A 17,662-nucleotide genomic window follows, 5' to 3' on the forward strand; every position below is an offset into this window, starting at 1 on the left:
CGATGAGCCTGTACGACATCCCGCTGCGCACCCTCACCGGCGCGGACACCACCCTGGCCGACCACAAGGGCAAGGCGATCCTCCTCGTGAACGTCGCCTCCCGCTGCGGCCTCACCCCGCAGTACGAGGGCCTGGAGCGCCTCCAGAAGCGCTACGCCGACCGCGGCTTCACGGTCATCGGCGCACCGTGCAACCAGTTCGGCGCACAGGAGCCGGGCACGGCCGACGAAATCGAAACGTTCTGCTCGACGACGTACGGCGTCACGTTCCCGCTCCTGGAGAAGCTGGACGTGAACGGGGCATCGCGGCACCCGCTGTACGAGGTGCTGACGCAGACTGCGGATGGGGAGGGTGAGGCGGGCGACATCCAGTGGAACTTCGAGAAGTTCCTCGCATTTTCACGTGACGGTGAGCTGCAGATTCTGCGCTTCCGCCCGCGCACCGAGCCCGAAGCCCCCGAGCTGATCGCCGCGATCGAGGCTGCGCTGCCCGCCTGATTCACCCCGACACCGTAGGCGCTCGCCCTCAGGGCTGGGCGCCTTCGTCACGCCCAGACTCCCCCGCCCGGGCAAGGCCCGTCTCACTCCGGGTCAGCGGCGGGGACCCCGCGACCGAACGCGCGGGGAGCACAGAGCAGCCCCGGTCCTACCCCTCCACGGGACCGGGGCTGCTCGCGTACGTGATCAGTCAGCCTTGGACCACGAGCCGGCCGGGGGCCGCTCAGGGAGCTTGGCGCCTGGGCGCCGCATGTACCAGCGGATGAACTCCCGTACGACGGCAGCGCGCGGGCCGCGGCCCTCGGGATGCACGGCCTTGGCCGCGTCCTCGAACGGCAGCCACTCGCCGTCAGGGATGCGCATCTGCCGGGGCTTGTAGTAGTCGCTCTCGTCAGCCATGCGAACAAGGTAGCGGTTTGTAGCTACACGGAACAAGACTTCCCACTTCTATTGTAGCTACAAAATCATGGACCGACCCCTCCCTTTGCAGCTACGAATGCCGGCACTCTTGTAGCTACAAGGGCAGAGAAGGGGAGGACACCATGGAGATCACCGTCGCTTGCCGAGACCTACCGGGCGCGCTACGGCCGCGAGCCCCGCAAGGCGTTCCGCCTGATCAACGGCCGCTTCCGCCGCGTCATGGCCTACCGCGCGAGTGAGGCGCAGGTGCTGGCCATCGCGTGGGACCGCTACCCCCGCACCAACCCCGCCGCCCGCGTCCCGGCGCCCCGCCGCACCCGCTTCGTCAGCGGCGACGCCATGCGCTGGACGCCCACCGCCGAACCCATCCGCAGCCACCCGTAGGGGGAGTCATGTCCGACACCGTGTTCCGATCGCTCGACTTCATCGAGCCCCTTGACCCCCGTGATCTATCACGGTTCCATCAAGGCCGATCACGGACTTTGGATCGCTGTCCCGTGCCCGTGCTCCATCTGCGAAGCGATGGATCGCCTCGGAATCGGTGACTGCCGGTTCACCCTGGTCGACCCGTGGACCGAGGCGGTTGGTCCGATCCACGCGCGCCGCGCATCCATCACCCGCTCCTCGACCTGCGACTGAGGGGGCGTCATGACGACCGTCTACGCCGTGATCTACGGCGGCACGTCCAAAGGCAAGTCCGTCCGGAAGGTCCCGGTCGCCTCGTACCGATGGGGCGAGCGGACCGACGAAGGCGTTCTGTTCCTCGCCATGCCGGGACTGGGTGTCGTGGCCAACCTCGCCCGGGATCCGGGCGGCTACCGGGCGCGCATCGATGACCCCGAGGGCGACTGGCACGAGTTCGTCGGCTACTTCGCGACAAGTCGGCCGCCCTCTACACCACGCTCCGCAAGCTCTGCGGCAACGCCTGGCCGTACGGCGCATATCGGATCACCACCAGCGACTGATCCACCCGCCCCGGTCCGGTCTGGGCGACGTGAGCCGCGGGGTGGCGGGCACCGCCGAAGAGGTCGTAGAGATCACGATGACGGACGTGATCCGCGCCGTGATCCCGGTCGCCTACTCCGCCCAGCCCAACGGCACGGGCAGCTTCCGCCGGTACGCCGTCTCGCTCGAAGTCGACAACGGCCAGGGCAGCAAGGTCGTCATCGACGCGAAGAACGCCGACGCCAACGACCGCGTGTACACCTGCGTGCCGGCTTCATCGAGAACGCGGCGGACGGTGTGCTTGTGCACGCCCTTGAGGAGTACTCGCGCCCCGGCTCGGAGCAGCGCCCGCCGTGAAGATGGGCGGCGCCTTCCGCAAGAACGCCAGCGTCCGCGTCCTGATGGACCAGGGCCCCCGCAACAACTTCAAGTGACCAAGGAAGAGGACAAGTGACCACAGCACAGTTCGCACAGCCCGACAAGGGCGACCGGTTCACCCCGCGCGATCACCCCGAATGGCTGGGCAAGCTGTTCCTGATCTACCCGAACAACGTCGCCCAGTACAACGGCACCGACGACAACGGCCAGCCGCCACGTACGAGGGCTGGAAAGCGACGTCGCGATCGTCGACCTGATCAACTCCGAGACGGGGCAGCCGACCACTCTCGCCAATGCCCGCATCGCGAGCAAGGCCCTGGTTCCGCAGATCAAGAAGCACTGCGGCGGGGGCATGGTCTTGGGCCGGCTCGCGCAGAGCCCGCCGCAGGGACGGAACTCCGGTGCCTACTATCTCGCGGAGTACACGGACGCCGACGTGCAGATGGCAACGCAGCACATCAACACGCACCCGCGGAACCAGTTCACGCAGCCGACCGCGCAGCAGGCGCCCGCCCCGCAGGCCCCCGCACCGCAGCCTCAGCAGTGGGGCCAGGCACCCGCGGCGGCCGCCCCGCAGTTCCCGTACGACCAGTGGCAGAACACGCCGACGGTCCCCGCACCGCAGCCTCAGGCGGCGCCTGCGGGCCCTACGCCGGGACAGTGGGGAGCACCGCAGGCTGCCCCGGCCCCTTCCCCCGCTGCTCCGCTTGACCCGCAGTTGGTTGCCTTCCTGCAGAGCTAGGGCGTCAACGCGCAGGGCATGACGCCCGATCAGGCAGCCATGATCGCGGTGACATTCCAGCAGTAGCAGCGCCGCACCACCACGACGGACGCGACCCGAGCGGGCGCGTCCTTCTTCATGTCCGGACTCGGGGCCCGTCGCATCGGCGGGCCTTCGTCGTGCGTGCAGGTCGACGCGCCCCTGTCGACTACAGGCAGACCCGCCCAAGAGATGGCCGCTGTCCCTACTATGAAAGTTGGGGACAGCGGCTACATGTCAGCCCTTCTTCAGCTTCTCCACCTCTGGTGGGAGCTTTTTTCCTTCATAGGAAACGAACACCTCAACGTCATCCGGGGAGTCCCCAACAGCAACCGCGACTTTCGGAGACACCCCGATGACTTCGTACGCCGTCTTGTCCGGCCCGACAGGCTCGACGTCTGGATCGGATTGGCCTTGATCCTTACACGGGATCTGCAACGCGACCCCAAGCCTCGACCCCACCTTCACGTCGAGCTCCTCGACGTCACGATACGACCGATCCTCGAAGGTGTACGTGCGAGCACAGGACGTCCCCGACACACCGTCCGCCCCACCAGATCCGCAGGCGGAGGATGCGAGCAACGCCGCTGCCACCATCATGATGCGCTTCGGATGCATTGCACTCTTGATCCGGCTCACCTCGCTCTAGTAGATGCTGCGCAAGCCACGTACGTCACCCAAGCCCAGTGTTCTGGCCTTCGTGGTGCAGTAGGTCGAGATGCCGTACATGGTCAGGTTGTCGTCGTCTCCATACAGATCCGCCAGCCCGAATACGTGGCCGGCCTCGTGCGTCCCCAGCCCACGAACATCTACCTTCCGGTAGCAGCTACTGGTCGGGGAGTCCGTGAAGTCGTGGTCTGTGGTGTTGTAGCGAACGTCCCCTTCCCTCAAGTCGTTCTTCTTACCCTCATACACATAGCTCCACGAGCAGCTGATGGCGAAATTGTTCGAGGGAAGGTCTCCCGCATCCCATGTGCTGAGGCCGTCGCGGCCTTTACACGTACCGCTGCTGCTGATGTCGGCCTCGTAGTCCGTGAAGCCCTTATAGGATGCTTGAGCGGTTACGGTGTCCGTGAGACCGCAGTTGTTGTACATCCCAACGATGTTTCCCACCGCATCTCTGAACGCCACGGAAGCCGCTGAGCGGCTGAGTGCGCCCGGCATGCCACCGTCGCCGACGTACCAGTTGTAGGTGCCGTATTCCTTGAGATCAAGCGTCTTGTACGTTCCGTCGCTGCAGGCACCGGGTGCCACAGCAGCGTCCACTTCCGCGACTTCCGTCTCTCCCTCCGGGGGCGCATCCGGCGCATCAGCATTGTGGCTGTCACCTTCATGCGTGAGGTCAGAGGTCTCATAGGCCGGCTGACGAGGGCTATCAAGCGTGTCCGCGCCAGACACATCCACATCCACCACGGATCCAGGCAGCTCATAGCTGATGGTTCCATCAGCGGCGACCTGCAGTGTGAACCCGTGGTCACTCCCGTCCACGGAGAGTGCGCTGACCGTCACCGCTTCTCCCGGCTCAGGGACGGCAACGCCGACACCGTCGTACGTGACCGTTCTCCCAACCACTTCACAATCGAGCGCATCTGAGCCGGTTGGGAGATCGGCGATCGTCAAATCCCCATCAGGAACGACACATTCCTTGACACCGTCCGGGTCCGGTGCTGCGTGTGCAGCCCCCGCAGTGCCCCCCCACAGATACCACCAGGGCGCATGCGACTACTGCTCTTCCTACGGCAGTTCTTGCCCCTCGACCCATTCCCCACCCCCGTGTTCTCCCGCATCACGCGAGACTTGATCAGGTTGGCAGATCGTAGTCACACAACCATCACGCGAGCCGCTCGCTTCAGGCCAAAGAATCCTGGCCGACCTGACCAAAAACAGTCTGGCTGGAATCCGTCCGTCCGCAGTCCAGCCAGGCAAGTAGATGTAACTGGTGATTCATCACTCCATGTCCACCACAGAGCAATTGACCAACACGAACCTGATCCCCCACGCCGTCGGTGCGCTGCACCAGGGCCTCTCGATATTCCCTGTCCAGCCAAACGAGAAGACACCGCACCTAATCCGGCCAGACAAGCCGTACTCCATCCGCTGGTCGGAGTGGGCAACGCGTGATTTGAACCGTGTGATCGCGGCCTGGTCCTACTCCCCGGCGGCAAACATCGGTGTTGCGTGCGCGCCTTCGCGCCTCCTGGTCGTGGACTGCGACATCGCCAAGGAGAAGTTCGCGCTGCGCGGCACTCCGTACGAGCAACTGCACGACACGCTCGGTCCACTGGTCGACGGTCACGACGCCCTCAAGGCCCTGTGCGAGCTGAGCGGCGGCGACTGGGAGGAACTGAACGACACGTACCGGGTGCAGACCGGATCCATGGGCCTGCACCTGTACTACTCGTGGCCGCCCGGGATCCGCGCCTCGCAGGCCTCGCCCATCAAGGGCCTGGTCGACGTGCGCGGCAACGGCGGCACGCAAGGGGGCTACGTGCTCGGGGCCGGCTCGGTCACGACCAAGGGCCGGTACATCGCGGAGAACGCGACCCCCGTGCGCCCCGCCCCGCGCTGGCTGGTCGAGATGGTCCGCGAGAAGCCCGCACCGAAGCGCCCGCTGCTCGTGCAGCCCCGGCGGTCCGGCGGGATCTCCGGACTGGTCGACACCGTGGCCACGGCGCCTGACGGCAACCTCGGCAACGCCCTGTTCTGGGCGGCCCGTTCGGCGTGCTCCGACGGCATTGCCATAGAGGAAGCCATCAACCAGCTGGGAGCTGCGTACGTGGCCGCTCACGGCCGCGGCGGGCACCGCCAGGCGGAGGCCTCGGTGCGCTCCGCATATCGAAACCAATCGCGGAAGGAGGGAATCGGGAACCTCAAATCCCGCTCTGAAGCCCGGCGTTGGCTAGTCACCCAAACATCCCTCCGGACACTATGCGCTGCATGGAACTGGAGACGAAACGCAAGATCGCCTGGGGGGTCGCCGCACTCCTTGCATTCGGGGCGCTCGGCCTGCTCCTTATCGAAGGTCCCTGGTGGTTCGATGAGGACCGGCTCAACAAGGACCTGCCCACAGCGGCAGGCGTGATCATTACAGGGTTTCGATCCATGATCATCGCCCTCATCGCCGGTGCGTTCGCTGGGATCGGCCTCAGGTACACGCACAAAAAGCATGAATTTGACCGCGAACAGCTCAAACAGGCGCAGAATCAATTCGATCTGGCCCAGCGGCAGTTCGAGCACGCGCAGGAGCAGTTCACGGCCACGCAAGAGAAGGATCGCGACCAAGCCGCCATCGCGCGCGACGGGCAGGTCACAGGCAGGTACGTCGAGGCGAGCAAACTACTGGCATCGGAGAACCTCACTGAACGCCTCTGCGGAATCTACTCGTTCGAGCGCATCATGGATGACAGCCCAAAAGATCATGACACCGTCATCGATGTACTGGCTGCTTTCGTTCGCACGAAGTCATCCGCACTTAAGAGAGCACGCGAGGCTCCGAAGCGTGACCAGTACACCATGGACTCCGCCGGAAAGGTGACCTCGACGAAGCCTAAGAGGGAAAGGACACCGGCGATCCTAGAGTTACCGGAAGACATACAGGCAGCACTGCGCGTTCTCGGGACCCATCGCTACGCGCAGCCGGGACGAAGGCTCAACCTACGCGGCGCCTACATTCCGCGGGCCAATCTGGAGGGCCTCGACCTCAGACTCACAGACTTCGCTCGCGGGGATCTACGTCACGTAGTTTTCCGAAGGGCCATACTAGAAGATACATCCTTCTTCAAATGCGATCTAGAATTCGCCGCCTTTGACGAATCTGACCTTCGCATCGCCGGGTTCGTCGAAGCAAAGCTACATAGAGCATCATTTCGCTCCGCTTCCATGGAGGGTTCCGTCCTCTGGAAGGCGCAGCTTGGTTCGGCTGATTTGGAGTTCGCCCGTATTGGAGGAGCGCACCTCGATGAAGCCAACATGTCGAAAGTCAGAGGGCTGACGCATACCCAGCTGGCTTCAGCACTCACAACCTACAAAACCATTCTTCCGCCACAGTTCAACGGCTCCCAAATCCCGCCCCCTGGGAGTTCTGAGGGGGCAAGAAACGAGCCATGATGGGCGTCGTGGTTCCGCCACCCGGACCAGCGCCGCCACCGGAGTGAAGCGGCCTCTGCGCTGCACACGGCATCACCCGCCCCATCAGGGCTGGCCCGCCCTGGCGAATAGCCATAGCGCCTTGCAGGGCGCTACAACTCACGCGTATAGCAGGAATCGGGCCCGTTGCAGCGGGCCCGCATCACCCGATGAGCGGACCCCGGCGGACGGTTGCAGTCGCCGCCGGGCCCCTTGACCAGGAGATGCATCCTCCATGGCCCTCAAGAAGCGTAGGTTCGAACACCCGCGTTCGATCAAGAGCCCCGACTCACCCAACCGCATCGCGCGCTGGAACCTGCCCGCCTCGCTGGTCGGGTTCGGCGTGATCCTCGTAGCCCTCGCGCTCGTGGCCCTGGTGGGCATGCGCGTCTCGTGGGTGCCGCTGCGCGACACCGCGGACACCATCGGGCTCGGGGAAGTCCGGCAGTTCTATCCGCTCGTGATCGACCTGCTCGCCGTCGTCGCGTCCATCGCGCTGTACGGATCGTCCGGCTACCGCTGGGCGATCGGCACCGTGATCGGGCTGACCGGCATCTCGCTCGTGCTCAACGTTGCGCACGGCTCGGCAGCCGCACTGATCGATGCGTCCAGCGACGCGCCCACGTGGGGGCACGTGATCCTCGCGAGCGCCGCGCCAGTGATCTGCATCGGTCTCGGGACGCATCTCGCGGCCCTCACATGGGGCCGCGTTGCAGAGTCCTACCGCGCGTTGCGCGGCGTTGCACCCGCCCCCGCGGCCCCGTCCGCCCAGATCCCCGCGCCGCGCTTCCAGTGGGCGGACGCCGTCCCCGCGGGGGCCACGCTGCTGCCGCTCGTGGCGCGCGCAACGGTGCCCGCGCAGGAGCGTGGCAACACCCTCACGACAGCTCAGGACGCCGCCCTCAAGAGCGTGTCCGAGGCGACCGTGCGGTCATGGGTGCATCGCGGCCGGCTCGTGCCCGTTGCAGACGGCGCCGACGGCGCCGACGGCGGAACCCACACCTTCGCGGCGGCCGACGTCGCCGCGCTGCCGTGAGCATCCCGGACGGGACCGACGGCGCGCTGATCGACGGCGCCGAGCAGCCCGTCAGGTTCAACAAGATCAAGAAAGACGAGGAGAGCGAGACGTTCGCGCTCGACCCGAAGGGCGAGCCCGAGCCCGTCGACACACCCGAAGTCGCGGCCGACACCGGCACGTGGGTCCAGCAGCGCCGCGCCTACCTGGACGACGCGCCCTCGGTGGTGCCGTCGTGGCTGCGTCACGTATCCGAGTTCACCGAGGCGGTGCGCTGGACGGTTGCCTTCTACCTGCACTTCGGGGCGTTCCACCTGATCCGTACGCCGGTGTACCTGGCGCGGCTGCTGCTGCAGTCGCCCCGGGGCATCGGCCGGCTGGTCGTCCGTTGGGGCAAGTGGGTGGCCGATGTCGAGACTCGCCCGGTCGAGGCCAGGGCAGCGGCCATGGGCGACATCGAGGCGTGGCTGTCGCTGTCCCGCGAGAAGTCCCGGCGCGTGCGGCCGCGCCGCATCGCCTCGCTGACGGTCTTCTGCACGGTCGCGCTGACGTTCCTGGTCGCCGCGTACGTCGTGCCCATCTGGGCGATCGGCACCGGCACCGGGGCGCTCGCCCTGATCGGGGTATGGGGCCGCAAGGGTGACCGCCCGATCGTCACCCGGTACCTGTCGATCAACCTGCAACGCCCGCTGCGCAGCGAGGAACTTTACCGGGCGATCGAGGCGATCGGCTTCAAGGGCACGGTGCGCTATGACCAGTCGATCCACATCGACGGGCCGGGCTGGCTCGCGGCCATCGACATGCCGGGCGCAGCGCTCGCCGAACAGCTGGTCGACAAGCGGAAGGAGCTGGCCGCCGCGCTGCGTCGCCCGCTCCCCTGCGTGTGGCCGTCGGTCGGCAGCGAGCACCCGGGGCGGGCCAACATCTGGATCGCCAAGCGCGATCCCCGATCGATCAAGCGCCCGTGGCCGCTGCTGGCAGGGGGCACGGTCGACATGTTCGACGCCTTCCCCTTCGGCTACACCCCCAAGGGCGACCGGGTTCCACTCACGCTGATCGGCACCAACATGCTGATCGGTGGCGTCATGGGCTCGGGTAAGACGTCCGCGGTCAGCACCATCGCGTGCGCCGGGGCGCTCGATCCGACCTGCGAAGAGTGGATCTTCGAGCTCAAGGGATCCGGCGACATGGAAGGGCTCAAGGCCCTGTGTCACCGCTACGTCCAGGGCGACGATGACGAGCACTGCGAAGCGGCGCTTGACGGCGGATACGCCCTGTACAAGGAGATGCGGCGGCGCAAGAAGATCGTCGCCGGTCTGCCGATCGAAGACGTGCCGAGCGGCCGCAAGGTCACCCGCAAGCTGGCCGACAAGTACCCGCACCTGCGGCTGCATCCCATCCTCGCGATCTTCGACGAGGTGCACACGCTCTTCGAGCACCCCGTCTACGGCAAGGAAGCCGAAGCGATCTTCGGTGACCTGATCCGCAAAGCGCGGGCGTACGGGATCATCCTCATCCTGACCACGCAGCGGCCCGACGCGAAGTCGATCCCGAAGCGGGTCAGCGACAACGCGATCATCCGCTTCTGCCTGGCGATCAGCGGCCACACGGCCAATGACCTGGTGCTGAGCACCGGGGCGTACCGGCGGGGCGTGCGCGCCACGATCTTCGAACCCGCCGAAGGCGACGACCCGAAGGACTCAGGCACGGGCTGGCTGGTCCGCGCCGTGGCCAACGCCCGCATCGTGCGCGCGTACTTCATCCCGCAACAGGAGATGCGCGAGGTCGGCCAGCGGGGGCTTGCCCTGCGCGCCGCGGCCGGGACGCTGTCCGGCGAGGCGGCCGGGCAACTGATCGAGAAGCCGGACCGCACGACCATCGCGGACCACCTGCACGCGGTCTGGCCGGACGGCACCGAGGCGGTGCACTCACACCGGCTGGTCGAGTCCCTCGCGCTGTACCTGCCCGAGCTGTACGGGGCGTGGATGCAGACCGAGAAGCCGATGGTCGACATGACCCCTGAGGAAGTGCGCGACGTCCAGGCCGCGCGGTCAACGGCGCTGTCGGCCGCGCTCAAGGTGCACAAGATCCCCACCCGGCAGCTCACCATCCGCGACTGCTGCGGCGGCGCGAAGGGGGTGAGGTACGCCGACCTCCCCGCACCCCGAGTGCTCGAAGGAGACGACCGCGAACCGGTTTCGGCGGGGGCCTGAGGTTTCGTCCTCGCCCGAAACCGGTTTCGCCTCCGATATCGACGTGATCACGCACCTGACGTGCAGTGATTTCGAGTTTCGACCTTGCCCCGATCACACCCACAGGAGCCCCAAATGGGCCAGACCGACCAGGACGGTAGCGCCGAAGTCACCTTCGAGGACGACGGCGATTACACCGTGACCTTCTCGATGAAACTGCCGCCCGAGCCCGCCGACGACGGCGTGGACTGACATGCGAATCTCCGACGAAGACGACATCAACCACAGCGAGTTGATCCAGATCCTGGGCACGTCGTTCGTGGCCATGATCCGCGGCGGGCGCTTCACCTCGAAGCAGAAGAAGAAGATCGAGCGCATCACGGCCGCGGCCCGCAAGCGCGAGGACGCGAGGCGCAACGGGCGATGAACGAACCCGAGTAACACCCGTTGCAGCGCCTGCCCGACGGCATGGTCCGGCTCGGCACGGACCACCGCGGCCAGGCCGTCTACGGATACCCCGTTGCGCAGACCGTTGCACCGCAACGCCCCATCGTTGCGCGGCCCTGGGCGGCGTGGCTCGTGATCGGCAGCTTCGCCGCCGTGATCGCGCTCTTCCTCTTGATCGGGCTCGCGATCCTGGCGGCCGTGCTCGCCCTCGTTGCGGTCTGCCTGACGATCTGCGTCGTCGTGTTGCGCTCGCTGTTGCGCGACCTGAGGAAGGAGAAGTGACTGTGACCCTTGACGACCTTCGCGCAGTGTTGGCCGGCCTGGAAGGCGTGCCCGGCGATACGCCCGTGATCCTCTCGAAGGACGCCGAGGGCAATCGGTTCTCACCGCTGGTCGAGGTCGAGCACGCCATGTACCTGGCCGATTCGACGTACAGCGGCGAGCGGTACATCAGCGAAGCGGAGCGCCTCGCCAAACCGGACCCCGAGGAGTACGCCGAAGCGCCAGAGGACGCCGTCCCGGCCATATTCCTCTGGCCCGTGAACTGACCACTGCCCTACTCGCCGTCGAGGTGTTCACGCGCGGCATCGACGAAGCGGTCACGTCCAGCCCCTCCTCCCTCCCATAGGGTGACCCGTTCCGTGTGAAAGCGTTCAATGTAGCGCACATCAATTGTATGAAATTCGGGGCCGATCTGGACAATGACTCGCCTCATCTCGGCCCAACTATTGGGCGGCACCTGGCCGGGCCCATTGAGCAGCTCCACCAAACGAGACGCGTGAGCGTTTCCATCATGCGCTAACTGTTCAATGAAACCGAACATCTGCTGACCTCTAATGGTGACCTTTTTATCGTTGATCGCACCCCCGTATGCTCTCACCACATCAGCGGCCAGCTCAGAAATCTCCGCTGGCCCTTCCAGCTCAATGACTCCAATCTGATTCCGCAGATCAGCTAGGTGCCGCTGTGCATCCGCCAGCGATTCTGCGGCGCGCTCATAATCCTCTACCAGTCCGGACTTGGCCATCGCATCCCCCGCTTGATCCACTTTCGCCAAAGTGGCGAGGAATTGAGCCCACACCTCACGCCGAACCGTGCGGCGCCACTGCTGGTTCTGGTCGCGCCCCTGAGCCTTCACGGCCTCGATCGCGGCCTGCGCTGTTTCCTGCGCTGCCTCACGCGCGGCGTTCGCCTGCTCCAGTGCGCCGCGGTACTGCCACCGCGCCCCGCGCAGACCCAACCCCACGCCACCAAAGGCGATCAACGCCGCCAGGATCGCGGCTACCCCCTCATTCATCCCGGCATCGTGCCACAGCAACTCCCCTCCCACTGTGTCCCGTTGGACAACCGACCGCGGGGCGCTCAGCTCGCACAAGCACCTACTCGCCGTCCAGATGTTGGCGAGCAGCGTCGACGAAGGCACGCCGGGCGTCCTGCACTGATTGCCAAGCATTGTAGTAATCTTCCCGATCAATCAACCAACCGAATACAGCGATCCGGTCAATGATGCTCGGCAGATCAAGCTCCCGAATCCGTCGTTCAAATTCAGGTTCATCCCCAAGTTTAAAACCTGGCGGAACCTCTTCAACGAGGCGAAAGAACTGAATCGCCGCCGGGACCCCTTCTTGCGCTGCATGCCGGAGGCGACTTTCCCCCTCCGAGGCCCTCATTCCGATATCGACCCTCGTGGATAGCTGGATTAGAGCGGACTCGACTGTTCGGGCGCTTTCTATCATCATCTCCGGCCCTTCCAATTCAACTTCCCCTATTCGCTTCCTGAGTTCGCCCCACTTGACCCCAGTGGCGCCGAAGCGATCAAGGGCGGCCTCATGCGCTTCAGCCGAAGAGAAGACCCTAACTTCTTCGATCGCCACGTTCAGCGCATCTGTCGCAGCGAGGAAGCCAATCCAAACATCGCGCCTGATCGTTCGGCGCCACTGCTGGTTCTGGTCGCGGCCCTGAGCCCTTACGGCCTCAATTGCTGCCTGGGCCTGTTCCTGCGCCGCCCTCACAGCGCCATTCGCCTGGTCCTGTGCTGCATCTCGCGCGGCGTACGCCTGCTGCAGCGCCCCGCGGTACTGCCAACGCGCGCCAACCAGTCCGAGACCGACGCCTGACACCGCAATGAACGCCGCCACGATCGCGGCTACCCCCTCATTCATCCCGGCATCGTGCCATGACCAACTGACATTCCATTGCGCCCCGTTGGCCACCCGGCCGCGGGGCGCTCCGCATGAAAGGCCACCACCGCCCGTGCCCGACTACACGCACCGCGTCCGCCTCGCGCGTGGGCATCTCGTGCACCTCGCGCGGCTCGCGCGGGGGCCGCTCGGCATGACGCTGATCATCACCGCTTGCGGCCACACGTACCGCCTGTCCGGCGTCGCCGACCTGGCCGCCGAAGGAAATGTCTGCTGCGGCTGCATGACAGCCGTCGCCGTGCCCGCCCGCACCTAACCAACTGCCTGTTCCCCGCGCCCCGTTGCCCGACGCAGCGGGGCACTTCGCATGTCCCGACACCCGAAGAAGGAGACACCCATGTCCCGCATCAAGCAGTGGCTGAAGTCCGCGGCCACCCTCACCGACACCTTTTACTGCGTCTATCCCGGCTGCGGGAAGGCGTTCCCGACGTATGACCGGGCGGTTACCTGCCACGCCTCGCACCCTGAGGTGACGCCGTGGCCTTCCAGTCCGTGACGATCACCGAACTGCGGCTCACTCCCGCGCGTAGCTGTCCAACACACGTAAGGCCATGTCGGGACGCTAGTCCTGCCAGGCCTCGCGCAGGGCTGCTTTGGTGAAAATATGCGTATAACTTCGAGAAGTTCCTCATCGCCCCGACCGGCGAGATCAACGGCTGCTTCCGGCCGCGCACGGAGCCGGAAGCCCCCGAGCTGATCGCCGCGATCGAGGCAGCGCTTCCCGCCTGATCCACCCCGACACCGAAGGCGCTCGCCCGCAGGGCTGGGCGCCTTCGTCGTGCCCACCGGCATCAGGCATCTGCGGCAACATGGCCGGTGATCACCTGGTACGTTTCGGCCGTCCTTCCCGCAGGCACAGCACAATTTCCGATGAACCGAAGGGGGCTCGCATGGGCCTGTTCAGGCGCTCCAAGAAGCAGGTCGACCCGCTTGCCGAGAGCATGCGCAAGACGGATGAACTTGCCGCCGAGTTCAGGTCTGACGTCCCTACCGCCTTCCCCGACGGCACGCCGTATCCCGCGCTGCAGTCGTATGACGAGATCACGGACCTCGCTAAGCGCCTCCTTGCCAGCGGCCACCCGCAGGGAGAAGAGCTGTCGATGTACTGCATCAAAGTCCTGATGAACTTCGCATTGGTGGCCAGCGCAGATGCTTACAAGGCCAGCACCGGTGTCGAGGCCGCCACCGCGCGCGAGATCATGCTCGAAGCGGGATGGACCGAGGACGAGCGAGCACTGTCCCGGGCACTGCTCTTGATCCTGGACTTCCATGAGAAGGCAGGCCACCAGCCGATCATGGACATTGAGCCGGGCGCTTCACGGTGACTTGCCCGGCGGACGCGGCCCAGGCGTCATCGGCCCTTGATCAAAGGGCCTGCCGACGGTTGACCTCGCGCCCCGCCTCGGTCTCCACCAGGGTCACGGCGCCGATCCAGTCCTCCGCCGGATACTCCCAATTGGCTGCGTCCTCGAGGACCGCCCGGAGCTGCTCCCTCGGCACCAGCTCGCCTGCCTGCAAGCCTTGCTCCCCCGTCGGGGACGTCCATGGCGCGATGCGACGAACCTCGATCCATTCACGATCCACGAGTGCCAGCAAGGTTTCAGCCAGCTCCGCCACGGGCCGCGACTGGTCCACCTCGCCGAGATCTCCCCATACGCCGGGCAGGATGTCGATCTCATGCGAGTTGACCATGAACGCTTGCTCGGCAGCACTCAACGCATCCCACGCACGCTCACTCATTCTTTGATCATCGCAGGACACGTTCCGGGTGAGGCAGTGCCCTCTCTGTCGGACGCCGCCTCAGGACGAAGCCCAGCGCTCAACTTCCGTGACACGGCAGGTGACTGATCCCGGCGCCTCCGTGAACCCACTCGCCGACTCGCGTGAGACCTTGCCCGGATCAAGGTTGTTCGCGGTCACGAAACCCTCGGCGAAGCGCTCGCCGCGGGCATCGACGAACTCGACGTTGATCCAGTAGTCCGACGTCTTCGAGCTGTGGTTGGTGATGCGGATCTCTGCCTTCGGCCACGACGTCGACGGGGATATGCCGCAGCTTGTGATCTCCACGTCGGCCCGCTCGCCCGTCACGGCCGGCGCGTCTTTCTCCTGAGCCGGGGGCGGGCGCTTCTCCGGAGTCTCGTCGGCCTCGCGGTCCCCGAATGCTGACGCGAGGGCGCCAAGCACCACCAGCAGTGCGACGCAGCCTGCGACCACGAGGGCGATCGTCCGGCCAGTCCTGCGTCGCTTCGGTGGGGGCGGTACGGGCGGACCCCATTGCGGGGGAGTTGGCGCGCGGCGTCCCCATTGTGGTTGATCAGGCGACGGCTTGCTCATGACGCCCCCAGGTGCGAGGGAGTGACGATTCAAGCGTCTCTCCGGACCGTCGCAGCTGCACCTCGGAGAGGATCGTCACGCGGTGTCGCGCACCCGGCGCAATCCCGCAGTCGCCGTGTCAGACTCCCCCCATGACCACTCTCACCCAGCTTCGCAAGGCCGCGTTCGGGCTGGCCGAGGTTGAGGAGAGGTCGCGTTTCGGGGTGGTGGCCTTTGCTGTGCGGGGCAAGGGGTTTGTGTCCGTCACCAAGGACGGTGACGTGCAGCTGCAGCTCGGGGGCGAAGCCGTCGAGGAGGCTGTGAGGGCGTATCCCGGTGGGGCGCCGGTCGAGCGTGCCGGGAAGGTGGTCGGGTTCCGGGTACCGCTGAGTGCGGTCAATGGCATGCAGCTCAATGCGCTCGTGTACGCGTCGTGGCAGCATCGCGCTCCCAAGCGGCTGGTCGCCTCGCTCGCCGAGGCGGAACGGGCCGCCGCCGGTGGTCCGGTCGGTGACCTTCCCGCCGCCATCGGCAGGCCCGCGACCCGGGCGCTTCTGGGCGCAGGCGTAGAGACACTGGAGCACGTGGCCGGGTACCGGCGGGCCGAACTGCTCGCGATGCATGGGGTCGGGCCGAAGGCCGTGCGGATTCTGGGCGAGGCCCTGGCGGCGCGTGGGCTCGGGTTTCGGGCCTAGCCCACCGCCCAGGGCTGCCCTGCCGCCGCTAGTTCGACAGGGGTTTGCGGAAGGTCAGGAAGGCCTGGTCCGTTCGTTCGGCGGGGTCGCCTTCCAATTCGCGGCGTCTGACCAGGCCGGCCCGCTCCTCGAAGCCGGCCGCGGTCACCAGGTCCGCCATCGCGTCGGGTGTACGGCGGTGGAAGACCAGGTCGAAGGCGTGCCCCCAGGCCTCCGTCATGTGCAGGTCCTCGTCACCGATCTGGAAGCTGATGAGGAGCGGTGCGCCGGGTGCCAGGACGCGGTGGAATCCGGCGAAGACGGACGGGAGTTCGGGCCATGGGACGTGGATCGTGGAGTACCAGGCCAGGAGTCCGCCCGCCGACGCGTCGGGTAGGTCGAGGGCCGTCATCGAGCCCTCGGTGAAGGTGAGACCGGGGTGGTTCGCCCGTGCACGGGCCAGCATGCCGGGTGAGAGGTCGATGCCGTGGACGTCGAGTCCGCGCTCGGCGAGGTACGCGGTGACCCGTCCCGTTCCGCAGCCCACGTCCGCCACCGGGCCGCGCCCGCGCGCGAGTTCGGCGAAGGCGTCGAGCGCCGCGCGCTCGAAGGGCTGCGCCGCGAGCGCGTCCTTCCAGCGGCGGTCGCACTCCTCCGCGATGGTGTCGTAGGAGTTCTTGGTGCTGGTGAGGTATCCCGCGGAGGAGGGTTCGGCCGTCATGAGGCTGCAGCCTAGTGAGTGGTGGGGCGGGTGGCTCAGGCGGGCAGGCGCCGAAGCTTCGTCTCGCTCTCGCTGCCCGGTTCCGCCGTGTACACGAGGAGCAACTGGGAGCGGCCCGGTTCGAGAAGCGTCTGGCAGGTCAACTCCAGTGCACCCAGGGCGGGATGGACGAAGCGCTTGGTCTCGCGCGGGCGCAGCCCGACTTCCTGGAGATCCCACACCGTACGGAATTCCTCGCTGCACGCGAGGAGCAGGTCGAGAAGTCCGGCCGAGCGGGAGCCGGGGCCGCGCAGGGTGACGACCTCGCGCAGGCCTGAGGCGAACAGGCGGCCGAGGAAGGGGTGGTCCTCGGGTGCGTACCGCAGGCGGGTGGCGGGATCGGTGAACCAGCGGTAGCCGAGGCTGCGGGACGGGCCCTCGAAGCCGGTGAGGTCGCCGGTGAGCGCGGTGCCGAGGGGTGTCTGGCGGAGTGTCTCGCCGAGTTCGGTGACGATCTCGGCGGGGGTGTCCTGGAGCCGGTCGAAGATCCGCAGCATGCCGGGACCGATCTCCGCACCGGCGGCGCCCGGCACGGGCGGGCTGTGCCCGGCGAGGCGGAAGAGGTGGTCGCGCTCCCCCGGCGCGAGCCTCAGCCCCTGCGCGAGGGAGGCGAGCAGCTGCTCGGACGGCTGCGGTCCGCGTTCGCGTTCCAGGCGCGCGTAGTAGTCGGCCGACATGTGGCACAGCGCGGCCACCTCCTCGCGCCGCAGCCCTCGGGCCCGGCGCCGGCTGCCCCGCGGCAGGCCCACGTCCTCGGGTTGCAGCGCCTCACGACGGTGCCGCAGGAACTCCGCCAGTCCGGAACGGTCGATCACCCGGGGTCTCCTTCCGCGTCGGTCACGGCCACCGCCTTCTCACGTACGCCGCCGGCCATCCTCGTACGCCCGGGCGCAGTTCCCGCCGCACGCAGCGCCGCTTATCCACGCCCTCTCGAT

At 66.6% G+C, this 17,662-nt stretch carries 24 protein-coding genes and 1 pseudogene; 16 read left to right on the forward strand and 9 right to left on the reverse strand.

Translation table 11 applies throughout. From position 1 onward, the window contains the following. Positions 1 to 2 precede the first annotated feature (2 nt). Positions 3 to 497 carry a glutathione peroxidase gene (locus ACIBI4_RS06150; protein ID WP_399202412.1) on the forward strand — a complete coding sequence of 165 codons (495 nt, stop codon included), beginning with the start codon at positions 3 to 5 and terminating at the stop codon, positions 495 to 497. A gap of 186 nt (positions 498 to 683) precedes the next feature. Here the strand turns inward: ACIBI4_RS06150 and ACIBI4_RS06155 are convergent, their stop codons facing one another. After that, a complete protein-coding gene (locus ACIBI4_RS06155) occupies positions 684 to 896 on the reverse strand; it encodes a hypothetical protein (RefSeq protein ID WP_399202413.1) in 213 nt (70 codons plus the stop codon). Between the two features lie 240 nt (positions 897 to 1,136). On the opposite strand from ACIBI4_RS06155, the gene ACIBI4_RS06160 reads away from it, so the two are divergent. The 3 genes from ACIBI4_RS06160 (at position 1,137) to ACIBI4_RS06170 (ending at position 2,982) form a co-directional block, all read left to right on the forward strand. Then, entirely contained in the window at positions 1,137 to 1,301 is a 165-nt protein-coding gene (locus ACIBI4_RS06160) for a hypothetical protein (RefSeq protein WP_399202414.1), read from the forward strand. A 622-nt stretch (positions 1,302 to 1,923) separates the two neighbouring features. Continuing rightward, the gene (locus ACIBI4_RS06165; RefSeq protein ID WP_399202415.1) at positions 1,924 to 2,316 is read left to right on the forward strand and encodes a hypothetical protein; all 393 of its coding nucleotides are present in this window, start codon (positions 1,924 to 1,926) and stop codon (positions 2,314 to 2,316) included. A gap of 276 nt (positions 2,317 to 2,592) precedes the next feature. Beyond that, entirely contained in the window at positions 2,593 to 2,982 is a 390-nt protein-coding gene (locus ACIBI4_RS06170; RefSeq protein WP_399202416.1) for a hypothetical protein, read from the forward strand. Positions 2,983 to 3,237: 255 nt separating this feature from the next. Here the strand turns inward: ACIBI4_RS06170 and ACIBI4_RS06175 are convergent, their stop codons facing one another. After that, complete coding sequence (locus ACIBI4_RS06175; RefSeq protein ID WP_399202417.1) at positions 3,238 to 3,639, reverse strand: DUF6281 family protein; 402 nt, start codon at positions 3,637 to 3,639, stop codon at positions 3,238 to 3,240. A gap of 6 nt (positions 3,640 to 3,645) precedes the next feature. Continuing rightward, positions 3,646 to 4,620 carry a peptidase M10 gene (locus tag ACIBI4_RS06180; RefSeq protein WP_399202418.1) on the reverse strand — a complete coding sequence of 325 codons (975 nt, stop codon included), beginning with the start codon at positions 4,618 to 4,620 and terminating at the stop codon, positions 3,646 to 3,648. A gap of 334 nt (positions 4,621 to 4,954) precedes the next feature. Between ACIBI4_RS06180 and ACIBI4_RS06185 the strand changes: the two genes are divergently transcribed. The 7 genes from ACIBI4_RS06185 to ACIBI4_RS06215 all read left to right on the forward strand — a co-directional run bounded on the left by ACIBI4_RS06185 (position 4,955) and on the right by ACIBI4_RS06215 (position 11,327). After that, positions 4,955 to 6,082, forward strand: coding sequence for a bifunctional DNA primase/polymerase (locus ACIBI4_RS06185; protein ID WP_399202419.1), 1,128 nt, complete (start codon positions 4,955 to 4,957; stop codon positions 6,080 to 6,082). Positions 6,083 to 6,513: 431 nt separating this feature from the next. Then, positions 6,514 to 7,107: a pentapeptide repeat-containing protein gene (locus ACIBI4_RS06190; RefSeq protein WP_399202658.1), complete on the forward strand. Its 594-nt coding sequence runs from the start codon at positions 6,514 to 6,516 to the stop codon at positions 7,105 to 7,107. A 253-nt stretch (positions 7,108 to 7,360) separates the two neighbouring features. Continuing rightward, complete coding sequence (locus tag ACIBI4_RS06195) at positions 7,361 to 8,161, forward strand: hypothetical protein (RefSeq protein WP_399202420.1); 801 nt, start codon at positions 7,361 to 7,363, stop codon at positions 8,159 to 8,161. Further along, on the forward strand, positions 8,158 to 10,353 hold the full coding sequence (locus ACIBI4_RS06200; protein ID WP_399202422.1) for a cell division protein FtsK: 2,196 nt from the start codon (positions 8,158 to 8,160) through the stop codon (positions 10,351 to 10,353). The genes ACIBI4_RS06195 and ACIBI4_RS06200 overlap by 4 nt, the downstream gene beginning before the upstream one ends. 232 nt (positions 10,354 to 10,585) lie before the next feature. Beyond that, positions 10,586 to 10,759: a hypothetical protein gene (locus tag ACIBI4_RS06205; protein ID WP_399202423.1), complete on the forward strand. Its 174-nt coding sequence runs from the start codon at positions 10,586 to 10,588 to the stop codon at positions 10,757 to 10,759. A gap of 20 nt (positions 10,760 to 10,779) precedes the next feature. Further along, positions 10,780 to 11,061 carry a hypothetical protein gene (locus tag ACIBI4_RS06210; RefSeq protein WP_399202424.1) on the forward strand — a complete coding sequence of 94 codons (282 nt, stop codon included), beginning with the start codon at positions 10,780 to 10,782 and terminating at the stop codon, positions 11,059 to 11,061. A 2-nt stretch (positions 11,062 to 11,063) separates the two neighbouring features. Beyond that, on the forward strand, positions 11,064 to 11,327 hold the full coding sequence (locus tag ACIBI4_RS06215) for a hypothetical protein (RefSeq protein ID WP_399202425.1): 264 nt from the start codon (positions 11,064 to 11,066) through the stop codon (positions 11,325 to 11,327). 8 nt (positions 11,328 to 11,335) lie between these two features. Here ACIBI4_RS06215 and ACIBI4_RS06220 read toward each other — a convergent pair whose 3' ends face one another. Together ACIBI4_RS06220 and ACIBI4_RS06225 are read right to left on the reverse strand one after the other, a co-directional pair. Next, on the reverse strand, positions 11,336 to 12,076 hold the full coding sequence (locus tag ACIBI4_RS06220; protein ID WP_399202426.1) for a hypothetical protein: 741 nt from the start codon (positions 12,074 to 12,076) through the stop codon (positions 11,336 to 11,338). An 82-nt stretch (positions 12,077 to 12,158) separates the two neighbouring features. Further along, a complete protein-coding gene (locus ACIBI4_RS06225) occupies positions 12,159 to 12,941 on the reverse strand; it encodes a hypothetical protein (protein ID WP_399202427.1) in 783 nt (260 codons plus the stop codon). Between the two features lie 91 nt (positions 12,942 to 13,032). Between ACIBI4_RS06225 and ACIBI4_RS06230 the strand changes: the two genes are divergently transcribed. The 4 genes and pseudogenes from ACIBI4_RS06230 to ACIBI4_RS06245 all read left to right on the forward strand — a co-directional run bounded on the left by ACIBI4_RS06230 (position 13,033) and on the right by ACIBI4_RS06245 (position 14,305). Continuing rightward, positions 13,033 to 13,236 (forward strand): hypothetical protein, encoded by a 204-nt coding sequence (locus ACIBI4_RS06230; RefSeq protein WP_399202428.1) that lies wholly within the window; start codon positions 13,033 to 13,035, stop codon positions 13,234 to 13,236. Between the two features lie 81 nt (positions 13,237 to 13,317). Continuing rightward, entirely contained in the window at positions 13,318 to 13,476 is a 159-nt protein-coding gene (locus ACIBI4_RS06235) for a hypothetical protein (RefSeq protein WP_399202429.1), read from the forward strand. A 113-nt stretch (positions 13,477 to 13,589) separates the two neighbouring features. Continuing rightward, positions 13,590 to 13,709, forward strand: a pseudogene (locus tag ACIBI4_RS06240) (glutathione peroxidase); the annotation flags it as partial. Between the two features lie 161 nt (positions 13,710 to 13,870). Continuing rightward, on the forward strand, positions 13,871 to 14,305 hold the full coding sequence (locus ACIBI4_RS06245) for a hypothetical protein (RefSeq protein WP_399202430.1): 435 nt from the start codon (positions 13,871 to 13,873) through the stop codon (positions 14,303 to 14,305). A gap of 40 nt (positions 14,306 to 14,345) precedes the next feature. On the opposite strand, the gene ACIBI4_RS06250 is transcribed toward ACIBI4_RS06245, so the two are convergent. Then, positions 14,346 to 14,720 (reverse strand): hypothetical protein, encoded by a 375-nt coding sequence (locus ACIBI4_RS06250; protein ID WP_399202431.1) that lies wholly within the window; start codon positions 14,718 to 14,720, stop codon positions 14,346 to 14,348. Between the two features lie 60 nt (positions 14,721 to 14,780). After that, positions 14,781 to 15,194, reverse strand: coding sequence for a hypothetical protein (locus tag ACIBI4_RS06255; RefSeq protein ID WP_399202432.1), 414 nt, complete (start codon positions 15,192 to 15,194; stop codon positions 14,781 to 14,783). Positions 15,195 to 15,445: 251 nt separating this feature from the next. Here ACIBI4_RS06255 and ACIBI4_RS06260 point away from each other — a divergent pair, with 251 nt between their 5' ends. Then, a complete protein-coding gene (locus tag ACIBI4_RS06260) occupies positions 15,446 to 15,988 on the forward strand; it encodes a hypothetical protein (protein ID WP_399202433.1) in 543 nt (180 codons plus the stop codon). 28 nt (positions 15,989 to 16,016) lie between these two features. Here the strand turns inward: ACIBI4_RS06260 and ACIBI4_RS06265 are convergent, their stop codons facing one another. After that, on the reverse strand, positions 16,017 to 16,688 hold the full coding sequence (locus ACIBI4_RS06265; protein WP_399202434.1) for a class I SAM-dependent DNA methyltransferase: 672 nt from the start codon (positions 16,686 to 16,688) through the stop codon (positions 16,017 to 16,019). 35 nt (positions 16,689 to 16,723) lie between these two features. Beyond that, positions 16,724 to 17,542, reverse strand: a complete 819-nt coding sequence (locus tag ACIBI4_RS06270; RefSeq protein ID WP_399202435.1) for a helix-turn-helix transcriptional regulator — start codon at positions 17,540 to 17,542, stop codon at positions 16,724 to 16,726. Positions 17,543 to 17,662: the final 120 nt, after the last annotated feature.

The organism is Streptomyces sp. NPDC050418, assembly GCF_044458745.1.
GTDB lineage: Bacteria > Actinomycetota > Actinomycetes > Streptomycetales > Streptomycetaceae > Streptomyces.

Bases quoted from the DNA above. Each gene is read 5' to 3' on its own strand.
- ACIBI4_RS06250 (WP_399202431.1), bottom strand. From the start codon at position 14,720: ATGAGTGAGCGTGCGTGGGATGCGTTGAGTGCTGCCGAGCAAGCGTTC.
- ACIBI4_RS06225 (WP_399202427.1), bottom strand. From the start codon at position 12,941: ATGAATGAGGGGGTAGCCGCGATCGTGGCGGCGTTCATTGCGGTGTCA.
- ACIBI4_RS06170 (WP_399202416.1), top strand. From the start codon at position 2,593: ATGGTCTTGGGCCGGCTCGCGCAGAGCCCGCCGCAGGGACGGAACTCC.
- ACIBI4_RS06245 (WP_399202430.1), top strand. From the start codon at position 13,871: ATGGGCCTGTTCAGGCGCTCCAAGAAGCAGGTCGACCCGCTTGCCGAG.
- ACIBI4_RS06265 (WP_399202434.1), bottom strand. From the start codon at position 16,688: ATGACGGCCGAACCCTCCTCCGCGGGATACCTCACCAGCACCAAGAAC.
- ACIBI4_RS06185 (WP_399202419.1), top strand. From the start codon at position 4,955: ATGTCCACCACAGAGCAATTGACCAACACGAACCTGATCCCCCACGCC.
- ACIBI4_RS06235 (WP_399202429.1), top strand. From the start codon at position 13,318: ATGTCCCGCATCAAGCAGTGGCTGAAGTCCGCGGCCACCCTCACCGAC.
- ACIBI4_RS06150 (WP_399202412.1), top strand. From the start codon at position 3: ATGAGCCTGTACGACATCCCGCTGCGCACCCTCACCGGCGCGGACACC.
- ACIBI4_RS06260 (WP_399202433.1), top strand. From the start codon at position 15,446: ATGACCACTCTCACCCAGCTTCGCAAGGCCGCGTTCGGGCTGGCCGAG.
- ACIBI4_RS06190 (WP_399202658.1), top strand. From the start codon at position 6,514: ATGGACTCCGCCGGAAAGGTGACCTCGACGAAGCCTAAGAGGGAAAGG.
- ACIBI4_RS06220 (WP_399202426.1), bottom strand. From the start codon at position 12,076: ATGAATGAGGGGGTAGCCGCGATCCTGGCGGCGTTGATCGCCTTTGGT.
- ACIBI4_RS06195 (WP_399202420.1), top strand. From the start codon at position 7,361: ATGGCCCTCAAGAAGCGTAGGTTCGAACACCCGCGTTCGATCAAGAGC.
- ACIBI4_RS06160 (WP_399202414.1), top strand. From the start codon at position 1,137: ATGGCCTACCGCGCGAGTGAGGCGCAGGTGCTGGCCATCGCGTGGGAC.
- ACIBI4_RS06205 (WP_399202423.1), top strand. From the start codon at position 10,586: ATGCGAATCTCCGACGAAGACGACATCAACCACAGCGAGTTGATCCAG.
- ACIBI4_RS06155 (WP_399202413.1), bottom strand. From the start codon at position 896: ATGGCTGACGAGAGCGACTACTACAAGCCCCGGCAGATGCGCATCCCT.